Origin of the sequence: Streptomyces sp. NPDC002573 (genome assembly GCF_042889625.1) — a bacterium.
GTDB classification, from domain to species: domain Bacteria; phylum Actinomycetota; class Actinomycetes; order Streptomycetales; family Streptomycetaceae; genus Streptomyces; species Streptomyces gibsoniae.
In genome coordinates this window covers 69,934-89,415 of sequence record NZ_JBIARC010000010.1, presented here as the reverse complement: position 1 = coordinate 89,415, position 19,482 = coordinate 69,934, and the positions used below count along the sequence as shown (strand labels likewise).

18 protein-coding genes are annotated in these 19,482 nt (G+C 74.3%); 11 read left to right on the top strand and 7 right to left on the bottom strand.

The genetic code is table 11. The annotated features are described in order from the left end of the window. Positions 1–35: 35 nt before the first annotated feature. Both ACFYX0_RS12640 and ACFYX0_RS12635 read right to left on the bottom strand, forming a co-directional pair. On the bottom strand, positions 36–842 hold the full coding sequence (locus ACFYX0_RS12640) for a L,D-transpeptidase (RefSeq protein ID WP_388969664.1): 807 nt from the start codon (positions 840–842) through the stop codon (positions 36–38). Then, a complete protein-coding gene (locus tag ACFYX0_RS12635) occupies positions 832–1,335 on the bottom strand; it encodes a SigE family RNA polymerase sigma factor (protein ID WP_355906361.1) in 504 nt (167 codons plus the stop codon). Before ACFYX0_RS12635 ends, ACFYX0_RS12640 begins: the two co-directional genes overlap by 11 nt. 469 nt (positions 1,336–1,804) lie before the next feature. On the opposite strand from ACFYX0_RS12635, the gene ACFYX0_RS12630 reads away from it, so the two are divergent. The 5 genes from ACFYX0_RS12630 (at position 1,805) to ACFYX0_RS12610 (ending at position 7,457) form a co-directional block, all read left to right on the top strand. Then, positions 1,805–2,398, top strand: a complete 594-nt coding sequence (locus tag ACFYX0_RS12630) for a hypothetical protein (RefSeq protein ID WP_388969662.1) — start codon at positions 1,805–1,807, stop codon at positions 2,396–2,398. A gap of 99 nt (positions 2,399–2,497) precedes the next feature. Continuing rightward, on the top strand, positions 2,498–3,124 hold the full coding sequence (locus ACFYX0_RS12625) for a SigE family RNA polymerase sigma factor (protein WP_388969660.1): 627 nt from the start codon (positions 2,498–2,500) through the stop codon (positions 3,122–3,124). After that, positions 3,121–3,843 (top strand): hypothetical protein, encoded by a 723-nt coding sequence (locus ACFYX0_RS12620; protein WP_388969658.1) that lies wholly within the window; start codon positions 3,121–3,123, stop codon positions 3,841–3,843. Before ACFYX0_RS12625 ends, ACFYX0_RS12620 begins: the two co-directional genes overlap by 4 nt. Further along, positions 3,840–5,546 carry a transglycosylase domain-containing protein gene (locus ACFYX0_RS12615; RefSeq protein WP_388969656.1) on the top strand — a complete coding sequence of 569 codons (1,707 nt, stop codon included), beginning with the start codon at positions 3,840–3,842 and terminating at the stop codon, positions 5,544–5,546. Before ACFYX0_RS12620 ends, ACFYX0_RS12615 begins: the two co-directional genes overlap by 4 nt. A gap of 66 nt (positions 5,547–5,612) precedes the next feature. Continuing rightward, positions 5,613–7,457 carry an alkyl/aryl-sulfatase gene (locus tag ACFYX0_RS12610; protein ID WP_388969654.1) on the top strand — a complete coding sequence of 615 codons (1,845 nt, stop codon included), beginning with the start codon at positions 5,613–5,615 and terminating at the stop codon, positions 7,455–7,457. 43 nt (positions 7,458–7,500) lie between these two features. On the opposite strand, the gene ACFYX0_RS12605 is transcribed toward ACFYX0_RS12610, so the two are convergent. Next, positions 7,501–8,844 carry a helix-turn-helix domain-containing protein gene (locus tag ACFYX0_RS12605; protein ID WP_355906379.1) on the bottom strand — a complete coding sequence of 448 codons (1,344 nt, stop codon included), beginning with the start codon at positions 8,842–8,844 and terminating at the stop codon, positions 7,501–7,503. Between the two features lie 152 nt (positions 8,845–8,996). Here ACFYX0_RS12605 and ACFYX0_RS12600 point away from each other — a divergent pair, with 152 nt between their 5' ends. Further along, on the top strand, positions 8,997–9,206 hold the full coding sequence (locus ACFYX0_RS12600; protein ID WP_388969836.1) for a hypothetical protein: 210 nt from the start codon (positions 8,997–8,999) through the stop codon (positions 9,204–9,206). A gap of 56 nt (positions 9,207–9,262) precedes the next feature. Further along, positions 9,263–10,504, top strand: coding sequence for an amidohydrolase (locus ACFYX0_RS12595; protein ID WP_388969652.1), 1,242 nt, complete (start codon positions 9,263–9,265; stop codon positions 10,502–10,504). 42 nt (positions 10,505–10,546) lie between these two features. On the opposite strand, the gene ACFYX0_RS12590 is transcribed toward ACFYX0_RS12595, so the two are convergent. The 3 genes from ACFYX0_RS12590 to ACFYX0_RS12580 all read right to left on the bottom strand — a co-directional run bounded on the left by ACFYX0_RS12590 (position 10,547) and on the right by ACFYX0_RS12580 (position 14,266). Beyond that, the gene (locus ACFYX0_RS12590; protein ID WP_388969650.1) at positions 10,547–12,214 is read right to left on the bottom strand and encodes a hypothetical protein; all 1,668 of its coding nucleotides are present in this window, start codon (positions 12,212–12,214) and stop codon (positions 10,547–10,549) included. 123 nt (positions 12,215–12,337) lie between these two features. Then, a complete protein-coding gene (locus tag ACFYX0_RS12585; protein WP_388969832.1) occupies positions 12,338–13,444 on the bottom strand; it encodes a PP2C family protein-serine/threonine phosphatase in 1,107 nt (368 codons plus the stop codon). Between the two features lie 186 nt (positions 13,445–13,630). After that, positions 13,631–14,266, bottom strand: a complete 636-nt coding sequence (locus tag ACFYX0_RS12580) for an NAD(P)H-binding protein (protein ID WP_355906388.1) — start codon at positions 14,264–14,266, stop codon at positions 13,631–13,633. A 124-nt stretch (positions 14,267–14,390) separates the two neighbouring features. Here ACFYX0_RS12580 and ACFYX0_RS12575 point away from each other — a divergent pair, with 124 nt between their 5' ends. Beyond that, positions 14,391–14,861, top strand: coding sequence for a hypothetical protein (locus ACFYX0_RS12575; RefSeq protein WP_355906391.1), 471 nt, complete (start codon positions 14,391–14,393; stop codon positions 14,859–14,861). A 491-nt stretch (positions 14,862–15,352) separates the two neighbouring features. After that, the gene (locus tag ACFYX0_RS12570) at positions 15,353–16,252 is read left to right on the top strand and encodes a hypothetical protein (RefSeq protein ID WP_388969648.1); all 900 of its coding nucleotides are present in this window, start codon (positions 15,353–15,355) and stop codon (positions 16,250–16,252) included. Here ACFYX0_RS12570 and ACFYX0_RS12565 read toward each other — a convergent pair. After that, the gene (locus ACFYX0_RS12565; RefSeq protein ID WP_388969830.1) at positions 16,167–17,507 is read right to left on the bottom strand and encodes a PLP-dependent aminotransferase family protein; all 1,341 of its coding nucleotides are present in this window, start codon (positions 17,505–17,507) and stop codon (positions 16,167–16,169) included. The two genes, ACFYX0_RS12570 and ACFYX0_RS12565, sit on opposite strands and share 86 nt — an antisense overlap. Before the next feature lie 324 nt (positions 17,508–17,831). Here ACFYX0_RS12565 and ACFYX0_RS12560 point away from each other — a divergent pair, with 324 nt between their 5' ends. After that, positions 17,832–18,287 (top strand): hypothetical protein, encoded by a 456-nt coding sequence (locus tag ACFYX0_RS12560; RefSeq protein ID WP_388969646.1) that lies wholly within the window; start codon positions 17,832–17,834, stop codon positions 18,285–18,287. A gap of 103 nt (positions 18,288–18,390) precedes the next feature. Then, positions 18,391–19,407, top strand: a complete 1,017-nt coding sequence (locus ACFYX0_RS12555; RefSeq protein ID WP_388969644.1) for an endonuclease/exonuclease/phosphatase family protein — start codon at positions 18,391–18,393, stop codon at positions 19,405–19,407. The last annotated feature ends 75 nt before the right edge of the window (positions 19,408–19,482 follow it).

Here is a 19,482-nt window from a genome sequence, read left to right as displayed (position 1 = left end):
CTGTCGGACCCAGCGCAACCGGAAAGGCCGCAGCACTATCCGGAGCCGCCCGTTCCCGACTCCGGGGACGGCACGACCCGTGCGCCCGTCCCCTCGGTCACGCGGGCGGTCGGCTCGGGCGGCCGGCCGGTCGCGGAGGTCAACGTCGGCTCGGGCGGCCGGCCGGTCGCGGAGGTCAACGTCGGCTCCGGCGTGCTCCCGCCGTCCTCGACGAGGACCACGTCCCCCACGCGCAACCGGGTGTACAGCCACTTGGCGTCCGAGAGTCCGAGGCCGATCCAGCCGCCCGTCGTGTCGTAGTTGCCGGGCGCCTTGAAGTCGTAGGTCAGAGCGCCGATGAAGGTGCTCGTGCCGTCGTCCGCGCGCAGCTCGACCACCCAGGGGATCTTGACGTCGGCTTCGCCGCCGGCACCGCCCTTGATGCGGAGGTCCTCGGCGGACAGCGTCGTGATGTCCTGCCGGGCGGTGACCGTCATCCGTCCCGTCGGCGTACGCGTGTCGAACGCGCCCGCGGAGACGGGCAGCGCACGGTCGCCGACCAGGAGGACCCGCTTGGCCAGATACACCGTGGCGGAGGGCTCCGCACGGGCGCTCGGGGTACTCGGGGTGCTGGTCGGGGGCGCGGCCGGGGAAGGCCGCTCCTGCCGGTCGGTGCCGGTGAGGCTGAACAGCAGCGAGACACCGAGAGCCGTCACGACGGACACACCCGCGGCGGCGGTGGCCGCACGACGGCGGCGTCGGAGTACGCCCGCCCGGCGGCGGACCTCGGCACCGGAGACCCGGGGCGGCATCTGCCCGGACTCGGCCAGTGCACGCAGGCCGGTGGTGAGGTCATCGGACACGGTCGTCCTCCCTCTCCCCCTCGCCGGTGGCCAGTTCCCGTGCCAGCGCCGCCCGTCCACGGGACAGCCGGGCCTTGACCGTCCCCACCGGAGCACCGGTTTCGGAGGCTACCTGCTCCACACTCAGGTCGCACAGATGGTGCAGAACCAGGGCCATCCGCTGTGCCTCGGGCAGTTTGCGCAGAGCGACCACGAGCAGGGCCCGTTCGGGGTCGGGGCCCGGCGTGTGCTCCGGGGGCGGAGTGCGGCGCACCAGTTCCAGCCACCGTCGCGCCCGCCGCCAGCGGCTGACCGCCAGTCGCATCGCGACGGTCCGTATCCAGGCCTCGGGCGCACCCTCGGCGAGAAACTCGCGCCGCCGGTCCCAGGCGCGGACGAACGCCTCCTGCACGACGTCCTGCGCCTCGCCGTGGTCCCCGGTGAACGCGTAGAGCTGGCCGGTCAGCCGGGGAAAGGCGGCGGCGTAGAAAGCGTCGAACTCTTCTTCGGTCATGCCCCCGCCACGTCCTCGGTCATGCACCCGCCCCGTGCTCGTTCATGGCCCCGCCCCCCGTGCCCGCTCATGGCCTTCCCCCGCGAAGGCGCCTGGCCCGTGAGGGGTAGCCGAATTCCCGGATGCCCCGTGCAACCCGTCTGTCTCCCCCGTGCGTACAGGTCTCGTACGCCGCACATCGAAACACACCGCAGGGAGGAACAGGTGACCACCAGAGCCGGCAACCCGCGCCGTGCGTCCGCCCGGACGGCCGTACCCATGGCGGCCGTCGGGTCCTCCCCGGCCGTACGGCCGAGCGTGTCGCCCGGGCCCTCCGCGGCGCCGGGAGCAGCGTCGCCGAGGAATTCCGACGGCATGTCATCCCGCACGAGAGCGACGGGAGTTTGCAGGGACGGAGAGAGGAGCTCTCCGACCGCAGGCACCCGTCCGGACCGCACAAGGCCCGTAGCAGACAAGGAGTTTCCCGTTCATGACACGGATACCGAAGTATCTGGCCGTCGTGGCCGTCACGGCCGCCGTGGCCGGAACGCCCGCGCTGTCGTACGCCGCCGCGCAGGGGACGGCGGCGCACGGCCCGGTCACGAGGACCGTTCCGCTGAAGACCGTGGTGAAGACGACGAAGAGGGCAGGAGCGAGGAAGACCGCGCCGACGCCCCGTGCCGTCGCCCCCGGCGAGCACGTCGTCGCCGCCCCCGGTTTCGAGGTCTGGCTCACCCCTGAGGGCAAGTACTGGAAGTCGCCCTTCATGGACGAGCCCGGGTTCCGCAGCGTCGTCGACGGCAACATCGACCTGAACACGCCCGGCGTGAGCATGCAGGCCGAGGTCGGTGACGGCCACGCCTGTCTCTCCGGCATCTACGCCGGGGGCAGGACCACCGCGTCCCGTGTCGTGGTCGAGACCAAGGCGGGGATTGTGCGCGGCCGGCTGGTGCAGCTCGCCGGAGAGCACCGGTGGGGCGCCTGGTACGCCACCTCCGACGCCTCGACGTCCGACCCCGACTTCGTCACTCAGGTCACCGTCTACGACACCAAGGGCAAGGTCTACGCCCGGCTGAAGCCGTGATCAGCGGGCGGGGGACCCAGGGCGTGGCGCCCCAGCCGGTCCCCCGCCCACCGGCCCTCCTCGGCCCCCACGTATCCCCGATCCAGAGGAATCGCGCCCGTGCCGCAGTACGAGACATCCGCAGCCTCCGCCGGAAGCCCCGACTTCGCCGGTGGCACGCACTTCGCCGGACGGACCGAGGTCGCCGGAAGAACCGAGGCCGTCGGGGGCCGCGACTTCGCGTCGTACGCGGCCGCGTCCTGGGCCCGCCTGGTGCGCACCGCGTCCCTGCTCACCGGCGACTTCCACGAGGCCGAGGAGCTGGTGCAGACGACCCTGGCCAAGGTGTACGCGCGCTGGGGGCGCATTCCGCTCCACGACGTGGACTTCTATGTGCGGCGCTCCCTCGTCGACAACAACCTCGGCCGGATCCGCAGAAGGCGGGTCGCCCATCTGCTGATGCCGTTCCTGCCCGAGCGGGTGCACCAGCCGCAGGCCGGACCCGACGAGTCGGTCGAGCGCCGGGCCGCGGTCATGGCGGCGCTGGCCGCACTCTCCGCCCGGCAGCGGACCGTCCTGGTGCTGCGCTACTGGGAGGACCTCGGCGAGGCCGAGATCGCCGAGGTCCTCGGCTGCTCCCTCGGCACGGTCAAGACCCATGTCCGGCGCGGCCTCGCGGCCCTGCGCGCACACCCTGCCTTCGAACCCTCCGATCGTCCCCGCCCCGTATCCGGAGCCCGCCGATGAACCACTCCAGGACCGAGACCCCGCCTCGCGCGGCGGCCGCCGACGCCGGGCTGCTGCGCGAGACGCTGACCGAGAGCGCGTACGCGATCACGCCGTCCCGGCCGCCGCTGGCGGCCGTCGAGCGCGCGGGCCGGCGGATCCGGCGCAGGCGCCGGGCGGTCGTGGCCGGTGCGGGATGCGGGCTGCTGCTGGTGCCGCTGACCGTCCTGGCGCTGCGCGGCACGGACTCCGACACCGACCGGGCCATGCCCCCGGCGACGAGCGCGGCCGCGTCGCCGTCCGTGGCCGCCGGGAAGGTGCGGGTGGTGACCCCCGGCGAGCGGGTCGCGGTGGGGACGGGCACCAAACTCTGGCTGGCCCCGGACGGGCTGTACTGGAAGCGGCCGGACCTCCCGGTCCAGTCCCAGAACATCACCGACGGCAACATCGCGGTGAACCAGCCGGGGGTCGAGATGCGGACGTACGGCGAGAAGACCGGTGCGCTGCTGTTCGGCACCTTCCACGGCAAGGGCGAGGCGGCACGCGTGCGGATCGAGACGGCCGACGGCGACATCGAGGGCACGGCCCTCACCCTCGCGGGCAGCCGCGGGTGGGGCGCCTGGTACACCGCGCTGAAGTCGTCCTCCACCTCCCAGGGCCCGTTCGACGGCGGCGCGCGCAGAGTCACGGTGTACGACGCGACGGGCGGGGTGATCGCACAGACGGACTTCCCCCGATGACGGCGGTCCGGCGCGCGGCGACGCGCCTGCGATCCCTGGCCGCCCGCGCGAAGTCGGGAACGGGAGCCGGCCGGATCTCCGCCCGGCACCGGCGGCGGCTCGACCGGGCGACGCGGGCCCGCCGTGGCCGGGGCCGCCGGCTGCGGCGGGCGGGGGCCGCCCTTCTCGCGCTGCTGCTTCTGCTCGCCGGTGCGCTCGTGGTGGCGTACGAGAGGACGGTCATCCCCGAGCCGCACCCGGAGACCGCGATGCAGTCGACGGTCTTCGTCGACGAGCACGGCGGCTATCTGGGCCGGCGCGGACCGGTGGACCGCCAGGAGGTGCCGCTCTCCCGGGTGCCGCGTTTCGTGCAGGACGCGGTCATCGCCGCGGAGAACCGTTCCTTCCGTACGGACTCGGGGGTCTCGCCGCGCGCCGTCCTGCGCGCCGCGGTGTCCACGCTGAGCGGCGGCGAACGGCAGGGGGGCTCCACCATCACCCAGCAGTATGTGAAGAACGCGCTGCTCAGCCCGGAACAGTCGCTGTCCCGCAAGGTCCGGGAGGCGCTGATCTCCGTCAAGCTGGACCGCACCCGCTCCAAGGACCAGATCCTGGAGGGCTATCTGAACACCGTGTACTTCGGCCGCGGCGCGGCCGGCATCCAGGCCGCCGCGCGCAACTACTTCGGTGTGGACTCCCAGGCCCTGACGGTCAGCCAGGGCGCGGCGCTGGCGTCCGTCATCAACATCCCCTCCTACTACGAGCGCGCGGGCTCCGATCCGAAGGTGACCCAAACGCTGGTCCGCCGCTGGGAGTGGGTGCTGGACGCGATGGCGGACAGCGGTGCCCTCACGGCGCGCCAGCGTGCCGAGGCCCGCTTCCCCGCGTTCCGCTTCTATCCGCCGGGCGACACGGACGGACAGCGCCAGTACCTGATCGACGTGGCGCAGCGGGAGGCCGCCGACCGGCTGGGCATCACCGTGGACCAACTGGCCCGCGGCGGCTACACCGTGCACACCACCTTCGACTCGGCCGCGCAGGACGCGGTGGCGCAGCGGGCGGGCGAAGGCGTCCCCGGGCCTGCGAAGGGAGCCCGGCTGCACGCCGCGGTGCTCGGGATCGTGCCCGGCGACGGGGCGGTCCGGGTGCTGTACGGCGGCGCGGACTACGCGCACCAGCCGTTCAACGACGCGCTCTCGGGGGCGGTGGAGGCGGGCACCGCTCTTCTGCCGTTCACGGGAGTCAAGCTGGACGGTCCGCTGGCCTCCCTGCCGAGGACGGCGGCCCCGAGCCCGCTGCGGCTGGCCTCGGCGTACGCGGCGATGGCGGCGCGGGGCACCTACGCGGCCCCGTACACGGTCGCGCGGATCAGCCGCGCCGGGCGCACGGTGTACACGGCGCACCCGGACACCCGGCCGGTCATGCCGGCCTACGCGGCCCGGCTGATGGGCAAGTACGCGGCGGCGGTCCCTCCGGCGCCGGGCGTGATCGAGCCGACGCCCGCCGGCTTCTCCGGCGGCTTCTCCGGCGGCGCGGGCACCGGCCCCGGCACCCGCACCCTGTGGACGACGCTCTCCACCCCCGCGCTGAGCACGACGGCGGCCCTGTTCGCCGAGCGGCCCGCCCGGGACGGGCACCCGGCGTCCCCGGCCCATCTGCCGTCGGGCGCGGAGGCCCTCGGGAAGGCGCTGGTCGGGCAGACTCTCACGGGGGCGGACAGGTGACGCGCGCTCGCCCCGAACGGTCCCCCACCGCTGGCCCCCGGCATCCGGCGCGCCGAAGCTGGCCCCATGGACGCCGCGCCCCGTGACGGTCTGCCGCCCTTCGAGGACCGGACCGATTTCGAGAACGCCGACCGCGGCTTCGTCGCCGCCCTGGCGCCCGGGGCCGTCACGGACGAGGACGGGCGGGTGGTGTGGGACGGGGACGCGTACGGCTTCCTCGACGGGGACTGCCCCGACACCGCGCATCCCGGCCTGTGGCGGCAGTCGCAGCTGTGCGCGCGTCAGGGGCTGTACGAGGTCACCGAGGGCGTGTACCAGGTGCGCGGCCTCGACCTGGCCAACATGACCCTGGTCGAGGGCCGGGACGGCGTGCTCGTCGTCGATCCGCTGATCTCCGTCGAGTGCGCGGCGGCCGCCCTCGCCCTGTACCGGCGCCACCGCGGACAGCGGCCCGTCACCGGGCTCGTCTACACCCACTGCCATGTCGACCACTTCGGGGGCGCCCGGGGGGTGCTGCCGCGCGAGGAGGAGGCGGGGGTGCCGGTGCTCGCGCCCGTCGGGTTCCTGGAACACGCGGTCAGCGAGAACGTGTTCGCGGGGCCCGCGATGGCCCGCCGCGCCGCCTTCATGTACGGCACCCGGCTGCCGAAGGCGCCCGACGGGCACATCGGCACGGGCCTCGGCACCACGCTGTCCACCGGCACGGTCACCCTGATCCCGCCGACCCTCGACATCACGCACACCGGGCAGCGGGAGACGGTCGACGGGGTGCCGATCGTGTTCCAGCTGACCCCGGACACCGAGGCACCGGCCGAGATGAACTTCCTCTTCCCGGAGCGGCGCGCGCTGTGCCTGGCCGAGAACGTCACGCACACCCTGCACAACATCCTGACCCCGCGGGGCGCCCCGGTGCGCGACGCCCGCGCGTGGTCCCGCCACCTCGACGAGGCCATCGACCTCTTCGGGGAGGCCTACGACGTCGCCTTCGCCTCGCACCACTGGCCGACCTGGGGACACGAGAACGTGGTCGGGCTGCTGGCCGAGCAGCGGGACCTGTACGCGTATCTGCACGACCAGACGCTGCGGCTGCTCAACAGCGGTCTGACGGCCGCGGAGATCGCGGAGGAGCTACGGCTGCCGCCCGCGCTGGAGGGCGCCTGGCACGCGCGCGGCTACTACGGCTCCCTGAACCACAACGTCAAGGCCGTCAGCCAGCGCTACCTGGGCTGGTACGACGGCAACCCCGCGCATCTGTGGGAGCATCCGCCGACCGACCTCGCCCGGCGGTACGTGGAGGTCGCGGGCGGCCCGGAGGCGATGCGCGCGGCCGCCCGCCGCTACGCCGACTCCGGTGATCTGCGCTTCGCCGCGACCCTGCTCAACCACCTCGTCTTCGCCGACCCGGCCGACGAGGAGGCGAAGGAGCTGCTGGCGGGCGTGTACGTGCGGCTCGGGCACGGGGCCGAGAACGGGCCCTGGCGCAACATGTATCTGACCGGCGCGCTGGAACTGCGCGAGGGAGCGGGCAGTGCGCGCATCGTCGGCGACACGGCCGGCATGACGTCGGCGCTGACGGTGAGCATGCTGCTCGACGCCATCGCGGTCCGTATCGACGGGCCCCGCGCGGCGAATGAGCCACGGCTGGTCATCGATCTGATCGTGATCGACGAGCAGCGCCGGCACCGCCTCAACCTGGAGCACGGCGCCCTCACCCACCGCAGCCTGCCGCTGCACCGCACACCGAAGCCGCACGCAGGCCTGACTCTCACCCTGACCCGCCCCGAACTGCTGGGCCTGCTCACGGGCAGCGGCCTCGCGGGCATCGAGACACAGGGCGACCGGGGACTGCTGAAGCGGCTGTTCTCGTATGTGACGCGGCCCGATCAGGAGTTCGCGATCGTGACGCCGTGAGGCGCCACGCGGTGGGTGCGGTCGGAGCGGGTACGCGGCGGAATCAGAGCGGAGGCTGCGCCGGGGCCGGGCCCAGGGTCGTGGTGCCCGGGGCGGTGCGGTGGCCGAGGCCCGTGCGGTAGGCGTCCAGGGCCGCTTCCACCCGGCCGGTGCGCCGCAGCAGATCGCCCAGCAGCCGGCACAGGTCCGCCAGATCGCCCGCCGCGCCCGCCCGCTCCAGCAGGCTGAGCGCCCGTACGTAGTGCTCCTCCGCGGTCTCCGTGTCGCGGGCGTCCTCCGCGATGATGCCGAGCAGGCGGTGCGCGGCGGCCGAGTGCACGGCACCCCGCTCGGGACCGATGTCGCCGAGGACGCCGTGCAGCAGCTCCGCGGCCTCCTCCGACCTCCCGCGCCGGTGCAGCACGTCCGCCAGCTCCACCGCGACCTGGCTGCTGTAGAGGGCGGCCCGCTGCTGGGCGAGCATGGCGAGCGCCTCGCGCAACTCTGCCTCGGCTCGTCTCAGTTCGCCGTTCTGGGCGTAGAGATAACCGCGCATCCAGTGGCAGTTGGCCAGCTCGGTGCGGATCTGGAGCTGCCGGTACAGCTCGGCCGCCTTGGCGAGGCTGGCGTCCGCCTCGGCGACGCGGCCCTCCGCGAGGAGCGTGCGGGCGACCGACCGGTGCATCCGGGCCACCAGCGCGGGGTCCTGCACCTGCGGCGCGAGCGCCAGCGCGAACTCGGCCGCCTGGGCCGCCCGGGCCTGTGCGCCCATGTCCATGTACGGACCGATGGCGCTCGCGTAGAGCAGCAGCAGGGCGTCCGGGTCGTGCAGTCCGGAGCGGTTCAGCTCGTCGAGGGTGGACTCCAGCAGATAGCAGGCGTAACGGAGTTCACCGGCGAGGTAGTGGGCGACGGCACGTCCGCGCAGCGCCGGGACCCGGTTCGGCAGCGGTGTGCCGGCCAGCGATGCCTCGGCCCGCTCGAAGTACCGCCGGCCCGTCTCGAGATCGCCCCGCTCCAGCGCGCACTCGCCGAGCCCGAGCAGCGCGGCGGCCTGTTCGGCGTCCAGCCCGTGCGCCTCGGCCTCGGCCAGCAGCACGCCGTACTGCTCGGCGGCGACCTCGGCCTCCCCGGTGGCCAGGGTGCGCTGGGCGTCGGTCAGCCGGAGCCGCAGCGAGGTGGCGAGATGGGCCGGGCGGCCGGTCACCAGCTCCTCGTAGGCGACGCCGAGCCGCTCGGCGATGTGCCGCAGCGCCTCGTCCGAGGGGCGGACCCGGCCGGCCTCCAGGGTGGAGATGTAAGCGGGCGTGTAAGCGGGTTCGGCCAACCGTTTCTGGGTCATGCCCTGTTCGCGCCGGAGCCGCTGCACCCTGCGACCGATGGTCTCCGGGTCGTCCCGCTTCACCATGCGATCAATCATGCCATTAAGCACAGTTGAGGCGGCACTTTTTCTGACTTTCCGTCAACTGCCGGGGACTTCCGTCGGCCCGTCCGACCCCCTAGGTTGGGATGCACGTTAAACGTGCTTAATCCGCCGCTGTCATTGCGAGGTCGGTTGCCGTGCCCGGACACTCCTCCGTGTTCCACGGACGCCCTTCCGTACTCCGCGGACGCATACGCGCACGCCATGTCCGAGGATTCGGCGCGGCCGTCGTCGCCGTGGCCGCCCTGGTCACCGCGGCCAACGCGGGCCCGGCACGGGCCGCCCAGCCGGAACCGGCCCAGCACGTCCGGCATGTCGCCCCGCAGCAGGACGGACCCGTCCGGTAGGACAGGTCCGGGCCGCCCGTCGGCGCCCGGCCCGCCCGCCGCATACCCTGAGCCCCGTGACTACTCCCGCCGCACGCACCGCGCTGGACCTCACCGCCGACCTCCCCGTGCCCGAACTGGAAAACTGCTACCGGGATCTGCACCGCCATCCCGAACTGTCCCGGCACGAACACCGGACCGCGGGACTGCTCGCGGAGCGGCTGCGCACGGCCGGGTACGAGACCGCCGAGGGCGTCGGCGGCACCGGGGTCGTCGGGGTGCTGCGCAACGGCGACGGGCCCACCGTGCTGCTGCGCGCCGACATGGACGCGCTGCCGGTCGCCGAGGAGACGGGTCTGTCCTACGCCTCCGAGGCGCCCGGCGTGATGCACGCCTGCGGGCACGATCTGCATGTCACCTGGCTGACCGGCGCGGCCGGGGCGCTGGCCGCCGGGCGGGACGCGTGGTCGGGCACGCTGCTGGTGGTGGGCCAGCCCGCCGAGGAGACCGGCGAGGGCGCGCAGGCGATGCTCGCCGACGGGCTCTACGAGCGCTTCCCGCGCCCCGACGTGCTGCTCGCCCAGCACGCGGCCCCGGGCCCGGCCGGGCTGTACGCGCACCGCCCGGGTCTGATCCTGTCCGCCTCGACGGACGTGGACATCGTCGTGCACGGCCGGGGCGGCCACGGCTCCCGCCCGGAGTCGACCGTGGACCCCGTGGTGACGGCCGCGTATCTCGTCACCCGTCTCCAGACCGTCGTCAGCCGGGAGATCGCGGCACGCGACTCCGCGGTGCTGACGGTGGGCCGGATCGAGGCGGGCACCCTGCACAACATCATTCCGTCCGAGGCGCGCATCGCCCTGAATCTGCGCACGCAGTCGGCCGAGGTGCGTGACCGCATGGTCGCCGCGATCCGGCGCATCGCGGCGGGCGAGTGCCTGGCCGCGGGCTGCCCGCGCGAGCCCGAGGTGACCGTCGGCCCCGACTTCCCCGTCACGGTCAACGACGCCGCCGCCGACGGCCGGGTGGCCGCCGTGCACGGGGAGGTGTTCGGCGCGGCCACGGTCTTCGACCCGGGCCCGGCGATGGGCAGCGAGGACTTTCCGCGTCTGGCGGTGGACGCGATCCCGTACGCGTACTGGTTCGTGACGAGCACCCCGGCGGACGTCTGGGAGGCGGCGGAGGGAGCGGACCTCATGGAGAAGTTCGCGGCGGTCCCGAGCAACCACAGTCCCCGCTTCGCACCCGACCTGTCCACCGTCGTGCCCGGCGTCCGCACGCTGGTGTCGGGAGCCCTGACGTATCTGCCGGTCGCCTGACTCGGCCGGGCCGACGAGCGGCCAGGGCGTGCCCCGCTCTCGTCACGGCTGGGTCTGCAGCCCGGCCCCCAGCCGGCGAAGGCGCCGGTGCACATGGTCCAGGGCGCCTTCGCGGCGGCCCGGCACCTGTTTGCGCAACTCGGCGAGTCCGGGGCCGAGTTCGCGGGCCCGGGCCGTGTCGCGCAGCCGGCCCCACTGGTGGTGGGCGCGGTCGACGGCCGCCTCCACCGCCGGGTCCTCGGGCCTCTGACCGGCCGAGAGGCGGGCGGCGGCGACCGCGAGCCAGGTCTCACAGCTGCGGCCGGGGTCGCCCGCGAGCATCGCGAGGTCGGCGCGGACCTCCGTCCAGTGCAGCACTTCCTCGGAACCGGCCCCGTGCTCCCGCAGAGCGGTCTGCTCCCACCGCTCGGCGAGCGCCTCCGCCTCCGCGTGCCTGCCGTCCTGCACGGCGGCCGCGAGCGCGGTGTGAGGGTCCTGGTCCGGGGCCGCCGGGACGGGGACCGGGAGCGACAGGACGGTGGCGCCGGGCGCATCGGGGCTGCCGGCCTGCGGGGGGACGGTGGGCGCATCGGGGCCGTCGGCCTGCGGGGGGACGGTGGGCGCACCGGCGGCCGTGGGCGGGGCGACGGCCTGGAGCCGTACGGCGGGCGGGGACGTCCGGGGGGCGGGCGGGAGCCCGGCGCCGTAGAGGGCGCCGGCGGGCTGTCCGGGGGGCGGGGACTGCGCGGGGGGCCCGGGCTGCGCGACGGACGGGGACTGCTCGGGGTGCGTGGCGGGCACGGACTGAGCGGAAGGCTCGGGGCGCGCGAAGTGACCAGCGTGCGCCGGGTGTTCGGGGTGCGTGGCGGGCGCGGACTGAGCAGGGGGCTCGGGGCGCGCGGCGGGCGCGGACTGAGCAGGGGGCTCGGGGCGCGCGGCGGGCGCGGACTGAGCAGGGGGCTCGGGATGCGCGAAGTGACCGGCGGGCGCAGGGTGTTCGGCGGGTGTGGCGTGCGCGGGGTGCCCGGAATGCGGGGTGTACCCCGCGGGCGGGGTGTGCCACGAGCCGTACAGCACCGGGGAGTTCACGACCGGTCCCAGGACGACGTCCCGTTCCGGGCCCGCCGGTGCGCCCGTCTCGGCGAGCGACCGGGTGAGGGCCTCGTGGTGCAGGGTCGTCGGATCCGGGCGGTGGCCGCTGCGCAGGATCGTCGCCACGGCCTTCATGTACGCGGGCGCGGCCAGCGCACGGCGCGGGGGCGGCGGGGCGACCCGGCCGTAGAGAAGAACGGACCGGCCGCAGTCCAGGGGCCGGGTGCGCAGATACCGCCAGGTCTCCGCGTCGGCGTGCAGATCCGCGAACACCGTCGTCTGCCCGGGCGGCCGCAGCCGCAGCTCCTCCCGGAGCCAGTGCCAGGGAAAGGCCGTGTAGCGCACGGTCGACGGGGTGGTCCGGGCGAGCGCCAGATGGGGCAGGTGCTCACGGCGGTCGAGCTGGAGCTGACCGACGAGGAACACCGTCAGTGGGCCGGGCACGGCCGCCGCGGCCCGCAGCCGGGTGAGGACCGCCTGCGGCTCCAGCGGGTCGGCGAGTTCGACCACGTTCGCCGTGTCCGTGCCGGACAGCACGGGCGGGGCGACAGCCGCGAGCACCGGAAGCACGGAGGCCGCGTCCACCAGGCACCCCTTGCCCGCGGGTGAGGCCGCCAGCAGCAGCACGGTTCCGGGCATCGTTCCCTCCCCGATCGATCACGTACGTCAGCACGGTAACGGCTGCGCCTGCAAAGCTGCGACGGAGGAACGACAATCGCCCGTCTATGGCCCGGGTTGTGCGGCAGGGGGGTGAGCGGAGACTCACATACCGCCGGGCGTGCGCGGCCGCCGTAGCGCGAAGATCGTCGTGTCGTCTTCGAGGCGGCCCCCGCAGTGCCGCAGCGTGCCGTCGCGGACCAGGCGCACCAGGCGGCCGGGCTCGGCGGCACGCGGGTCCTCGGCCACCGCGCGGGCCACCCGGTCGCGCAGCGGGAAGAAGCATCCGGCGGCGTCACGGGCCTCGGACACCCCGTCCGTGACCAGCAGCAGCGTCTCGCCGGGGGCGAGGGGGACGCGCAGCGGGCAGGACGGCCGGACTTCGTCCAGGTCGCCGAGGCCCAGCGGCAGCCGTCCGCCCGGCGGCAGGGACCGTACCCCGCCGGGCGTGACCACCAGGGCCGGCTCGTGCCCGAAGTTGATGAACTCGACATGCGCGGGGTCGTCCGGGGGGAAGCCGAAGAGCACCGCGGTCGCGAAGCGGTCGTCCTCGTCCCGGCCGACGGCCGCGCCGTAGCGGATGTGCCGCTGCATCCGGGTCTCCAGCCGGTCGGCGACCGTGCCGAGCAGCGGCTCGTGGTAGGCCGCCTCGCGGAAGGTGCCGAGCAGCGCCGCCGCGGCCGCGACCGCGCCGAGGCCCTTGCCCTGGACGTCGCCGAGCAGGACGCGGGTGCCCCGGGGGCCGGGCTGGATGTCGTAGAAGTCGCCGCCGACGCGGGCGAGGCTGTCGGCGGCGAGGTAGACCGCCGCGTGGTCCAGGCCGCCCCAGCCGGGCGGCAGCGGGCGCAGCACCGCGCGCCGGGTGGTCTCCACGATGTCCTGCATGTGCAGCATGCGCCGCTCGGCGCGCAGCCGCACCGCGCAGGCCAGCACGGCCAGCAGCCCGCCGAGGACGACGAGGATGAAGTCGGGCAGTCCGGTGCGGTACTGGTGCGGCCAGGCACGGTCCGCCAGCTCGTAGACGACGACGGCGAGGACCGCGACGGTGATCGTGCCCCGCAGCCCGCAGACCGCGGCCGCGATGCCGGGCACCAGCGCGACCCAGGAGATGGTCCGGAAGGTGCTGCCGGTGGCCCAGTCGAGCCCGGCGATGGCGACGAGCAGGACGAGCGGAGGTATCCAGGTGACACTGCGCCCACGCACGTGCAGCAGCTGCGACGGACCGCGTGCCAGGGGGTCGGCCCCCGAGGGCCGCGGCAGCCGCGCACGGAGGAGTCCGAGGGGGACTGTGCGGGCGGCGGAGCCGGCGGGGAGCGCGCCGTCGGGATGCCCCCGAGGGGACGGCGTACCGTCGTGGGGTGGTCGCCTGGGGGGCACCGGCACCGCCCTTCCGCCCGGTCAGTACGCGACTGAGATACGGGCACGCGGATGCGCGCCCTGCTCCAGTTCGTCGACGAACGCGATCGCGTAGTCCTCGGCGCTGATCCGGCTCACGCCCTGCTCGTCGGTGAGCAGTTGGTCGCCGTCCACGCGGAAACGGCCCGTACGCTCGCCGGGCGCGATCTCGGCGGCGGGCGAGACATACGTCCAGTCCAGGTCGCCGAGGGTACGGAAGTACTCCAGGACCGCGCGGTGGGCGAGCGCCTCGGGCCGGACCGCCTCGGGGAAGTCGGGCTGGTCGCAGAGCTCCTCGCCGGGGGCCACCTCCAGACTGCCCGCGCCGCCGACCACGACCAACCGCCGCACCCCGGCCTCCCGCAGGCCCCGCACCAGGGCGCGGTTCACGGCGAGGAACGGTTCCATGGGATCCGAACCGTCCCGCGGCGGTGCGCACGCGCTGGCCACCGCGTCCGCCGCGCCCACCAGAAACGTCACCTTCGCCGGGTCGGAGGCGTCCGCCGCCGCGGCGGTCACGCCCGGCACGGGCGACCCGCCGGAGCGGCTCACGGCCATGACCCGGTGCCCGCGCTGCGCCGCCTCCCCGGCGATCCGGCGGCCCACCATGCCCGTGGCGCCGAACAGCACGATCCTCATGAGCCCCAGCGAAACACGGCCCGGGGGCCCGCGCATCCCGACTTGCCCGGCGCGCGGGCCAGGTGTGCCCTGGAGTACAGGGGCGAGGGGACACGAGGAGACACCTGGAGGAAGGAGTGCTCCCATGACTCACGCGACACCCGCGTCCGGGGCCTCGCGCACACCTGTCACCGCACCCCGCGGGCCGGTCACGCGCTACCGCCCGCCGGACATCTTCGACCACCGCGTCCACCTGACGGGACGGGTGGCGGTGCCCGTCGTCCTCGGGCTCCTCTACGGCTACTGGGCCGCCGCCAACCGCCGTGCCGCCGGGCCCATCACAGGCTGGAACATCCTGTTCGGCTTCGTGTGCGCGATCGTGTTCGCGGTGCTGTGCGCGGGGCTGTTCACGCTGGCGCGCCGGCTGCCGCGCGAACTGCACGCGGTGCTGTGGGCGGCGTTCGCCGGCATCGCGTTCGGCTTCCTGTACAGCCAGACCGGCCAGAGCGTGCTGCTCGCGACGGGACTCTCGCTCGCGGTCGCCGTGGCCTTCTTCGCCTTCAACTTCTACCGCTACTACACGCACGAGGACGCGGCGGGCCACAAGGTCGGCTGACGGCCACGGCTGCGCTTCCCGCCCGGTGAGCCGGGGGCCGACCGGCCTCCGGCTCACCGGATTCCCGACCGCGCGCGTACGGATGCCGCTCCGGCAAGCGCACGGAACTCCGTCAAGCGCAGGGCACCCCGGTGTGCCGCTCCATCAGGCGCACGAGACCCCGGTGTGTGGTGGCCCCGCCGGGCGCCGGGGCCTCATGCGTCTCCCTCACTCACCCGTCACCCGAGGCGATTGCGCTCCCGGGCGCCGGTCGAGGAGCCCTGCGAACAGGAGAGGACACGGCGGTCCGACGCACAGGCTTCTCCCCTGTCGGTTGCCGTCCGTTCCTCTCCCCACCCACCAGATAACACCCGTTCGGGCGAACCCTCCACCGGAGAGCGCGCGGACCGGGCAGCGCACCACCGTCCGCCGGTCGCCCATCGGATTGTCATATCCACCCATTTGCAGGCATATCACTCGCAAGGAGCGCGCAGACGCGGTTCTCTGGTGACGTGTCTCGACGTGTCCGGAGCCCTCTCTCCGTCGTGCTGGTCAGCCTCGCGTGCCTGCTCGTGCCGCTCGGCGTCCTCGCCATGTGGGCGAAGTACGGCATCGAGGACAGCGCCCGCTACGCCGCCACCACCGCCCCGCTCGCCTCCGACGCCGAGGTGCAGGACGCCATCGCCAGCGCCGTCACCGACGGCATCATGCGCGAGGTGCACGTCGGCGCGCCCCTGCAGGGCTCCGTGCACGCCTTCGTCCACGACGCGGTCCGCTCGTTCACCGGCACCGAGGCCTTCCGCTCCGCCTGGGACACCGCGAACCTGAGCGCCCATGACGCCGTGATGCGCGCCCTGCGCGAGGACGACGACCATCCCGTCACCCTCGACCTGGCCCCCGCCACCGAGCGGATGAAACGGCAACTCGTCGACGAGCACGTCCCGTTCGCGGGCCGCATCCCGGTCTCGCACACGGAGATCACCCTGTTGCAGTCGAAGGACCTGACGAAGTTCCGGAAGGGGTTCCACGTGCTCGAAGTCGCCGGTTTCTGGCTTCCCCTCGCCTCGGCCTGCTTCGCCCTGTCCGGCATCCTCCTCTCCGTCTCGCGCCGCCGCGCCGTGCTCGCGACCGGGCTCGGCACCGCCCTGGGCGCCGGGCTGCTCGCCGTGGCGATCGCGGTGGGCCGCCGGATGACACTGGCGGACCTTCCGCCGGACGTCTCGCACCCGGCGGCCGGCGCGGTCTACGACGCCCTCACCGAGACCCTCCGGCTGGTCTCCTGGGTGCTGATGGGCGTCGGTCTCGCGGTCGCCCTGGGCGCCTGGCTCACGGGCCTGTACGTGCGACGTCGGCGAGGATCCGCAGCGCCCGCGCCAGTTCCGTCGGAGGAGCCGACGCAAGTGAGAGCCTGACGCAGTCCGCCGCGGCGTCCTGCGCCCCGCGCCCGGCGGCCGCGAAGGCGGGCCCAGGCGTCACCGCGATGCCCCGCTCGGCCGCGGCGGCCGTGAACGCCTCCGCACGCCAGGGCCGGGGCAGCCGCCACCACACGAAGTACGCCCGCGGGTCGGCCCGTAGGGCGAAACCGTCGAGATGCTCGGCGACCAGCCGCTGCCGCGCCGCCGCGTCCGCCCGTTTGGCCGCCACCAGCCGCGCCACGACGCCGTCCTCGATCCACCGCACCGAGGCCTCCAGCGCGAACCGCCCCGCCGTCCAGCCGCCCGACCGCAGCGCTCCGGCCGTCCTCTCGCCGCGTCCCTCGGGCACCACGAGGAACCCGACGGTGAGCCCGGGCGCGACCCGCAGGGACAGTCCGTCGACGACATAGGTGCGTTCCGGCGCGTACGCGGCGAGCGGTGCGCCGCCCTCCGGTCCGCACAGGAACGACCAGACGCGGTCCTCGACGACGGGCAGCCGTAACGCGCGGGCGGCGGCGGCCAGTTGGCGCCGTCGCTCCTGTCCCGTGGTCACCGAGGTCGGATGGTGCAGCGTCGGCTGCACATACAGCGCGGACAGGGGAGTGGCGCGGTGCGCGGCGGCCAGGGCGTCCGGGCGCAGCCCCTGCTCGTCCGTGGCGAGGGGGACCAGGACGATACCGAGACGCGCCGCGACCTCCTTGACCAGCGGATGCGTCAGCCACTCCACCCCGATCCGGCCCCCGGGCCGCACCAGGGCGGCGAGGGTGCCCGCGAGGGCCTGCCGGGCACTGCCCGCGAACAGCACCCGGTCCGGGGCGGGCTGCCAGTCGGCGGTGGCCAGGAGCCCCGCGGCGGCCTCCCGGGCGGCGGGGGTCCCCGCGGGGACCGCCGTGCGAGTCGCCTCCGCGAGGATGTCGGGCCGCAGCAGCGGTGCGATCCCGGCCGCGAGCAGCTCCGACTGGCCCGGCACGGCCGGGTGGTCGAGTTCCAGGTCGACGGACGCCCGGGGCGCCGCTCCGGCGGGCGCGCGGCCCGGGGACGCCGGCGAGGCCCGTACGAAAGTGCCCCGCCCGACCTCGCCCACCACGAGGCCGCGCCGCACGAGTTCGCCGTAGACCCGCCCCGCGGTGGACGCCGCGATACCGCGCCGGCGTGCGAACTGCCGCTGCGGCGGCAGCCGTTGTCCCGGTTTCAGCCGTCCCTCGCTGATGTCCGCGGCTATCCGGTCGGCGATGCTCCGGTAGTCCCCCACCATCCCTCCAAGGATTGCACCCTGAGTAACGATCCTATTGCGCCCGGGAGTCGGCGGTCCGGTAATTAATGATCTTGCCCGTGGCCGGTTTCCCCGCCCCCGACGGCCGAGGCGCCGGCGCTGCCGCCCGTCCCGGCCCACGTCCTTCCCTCCCCGGCGCACGAAGAGGCCCCCGCTGCTGGTCCCCGCATTCGGGTTCCCCGTACCCGACGGGCCATCGCCCGGATCGCGCGGCCACCCGTTCGGCCTACATCACCCTGCGCTCCACCGCCGCCCGGGTGACCCTACGGATGAAGGTCCCGAGGCCCCGAGGAGGCGGCCCCCATGGTCCAGCACACCGCACGCACCCCCACCCAGCACGCGAAGCACACGGCCCTGGCCACCGGCGGCATGGCGTTCGCCGGTGTCCTGATGATGGTCAGCGGCATCATCGGCGTGCTGAACGGCGTCGCGGGCATCGCCACGAACGACGTCTACGCCCGCGTCGGCAACTATGTGTACGGGTTCAGCCTGACCACCTGGGGCTGGATCCACGTGGTCATAGGCGCCCTCATCGCGATCACGGGCTGGGGGGTGCTCCAGGGCCGGGACTGGGCGCGCGCGGTCGGCGTGGGCCTGGCGGCCCTGTACATGGTCGAGTACTTCATGTTCCTGCCGTACGCCCCGGTCTGGTCGGTCATCGCCATCGCCATCGGAGCCTTCGTGATCTGGTCCCTGGTCACGGCGGGCCGCGCGGAACGGCCGCCGCAGTCCCCCGGGGGCACCCACGACACCCTGTGACGGCCGCACGAACACCCCTTCCCCTGCGGCGCCCTCTATGAGGAAGCCCCCGGCTGAGGGAGGATTCGGGCATCCAGCCCATCGAGGGGAAGGCAGCCGGCCCATGGAGACTGCGACCCTGGAGCCGACAGGCCCGATCCCCACCCGGCCGCGGTCCCGGAGACGGACCGCGGCCGCCTGGTGCGCCGGAGTGCTGCTCGCCGGGGTCGGTGTCGTCGTCGGCTGCCGCGCCGCCGGCACCGACGCCGTCACCCCGGTGCCCCAGCTCCTCGCCTTCCTGCCCTGGCTGTTCGTCCCCGCCGTGCTCGCCCTGCTGCTCGTCCTGCTCGCCCGGCTGCGCACCGGCCTGGTCGCGGCGGTCCTCGTGCTCGCCGCCCTCGCCTGGTTCACCGAGCCGCACGGCGGGGCCGGGGAGCCCTCCGGCCCCGCGCTCACCACGTTCCGGGTGCTGACCTCCAACGTGGAGTTCGGCCGTGGCACCGCCTCCCTGGTGCCCGCCGTCCGCCGCGAGCACCCCGACGTCGTGTTCGTCGAGGAGTGCGAGTACCACTGCTCCGCGACCCTGGAGCGCGCCTTCGGCGGCACGGGCGGCAGCTACCCCTACCGGCGGGCCGTCGACGGCGCCGGCTCCGACGGATCGGTCATCCTCAGCCGGTTCCCGCTGACGGCCGCTCCCGGCGTGCCCGGAACCATGGGCATGCCCGGCGCCGTCGCCGACGTCCACGGCCGGCCCGTACGCCTCCAGCTCGCCCACCCCATGCCACCGCTCCCGGGGCAGCTGTCCGTCTGGCGCCGTGAACTGGGGGAGCTGCGCGCCTACGCGGCGGCAGGCCACGACGCCCCCACGATCCTCGCCGGGGACTTCAACGCCTCCCAGGACCACGCCGCCTTCCGCCGCCTCCTCGACACCGGTCTGCGCGACGGTGCCCGGCTCTCCGGCGACGCCCGTACACCCTCCTGGCCCACGTGGACCGCCCGGCCGTTCGGCGCCCAGATCGACCATGTCCTGGTCTCCCGGGACTTCTCGGCGCGCTCCGCGCACTTCCTGTCCATCGCGGACACCGACCACCGCGCCCTGGTCGTGGACGTCACCCTCCACGGGCGGACGCAGACACGCTGACCTCGGCCCGGAGGCTCGGCCCGGAAGCTCAGGGCTCCCCTCCCGCCTCGGGAGTCAGTCGAACGAATGGCCATA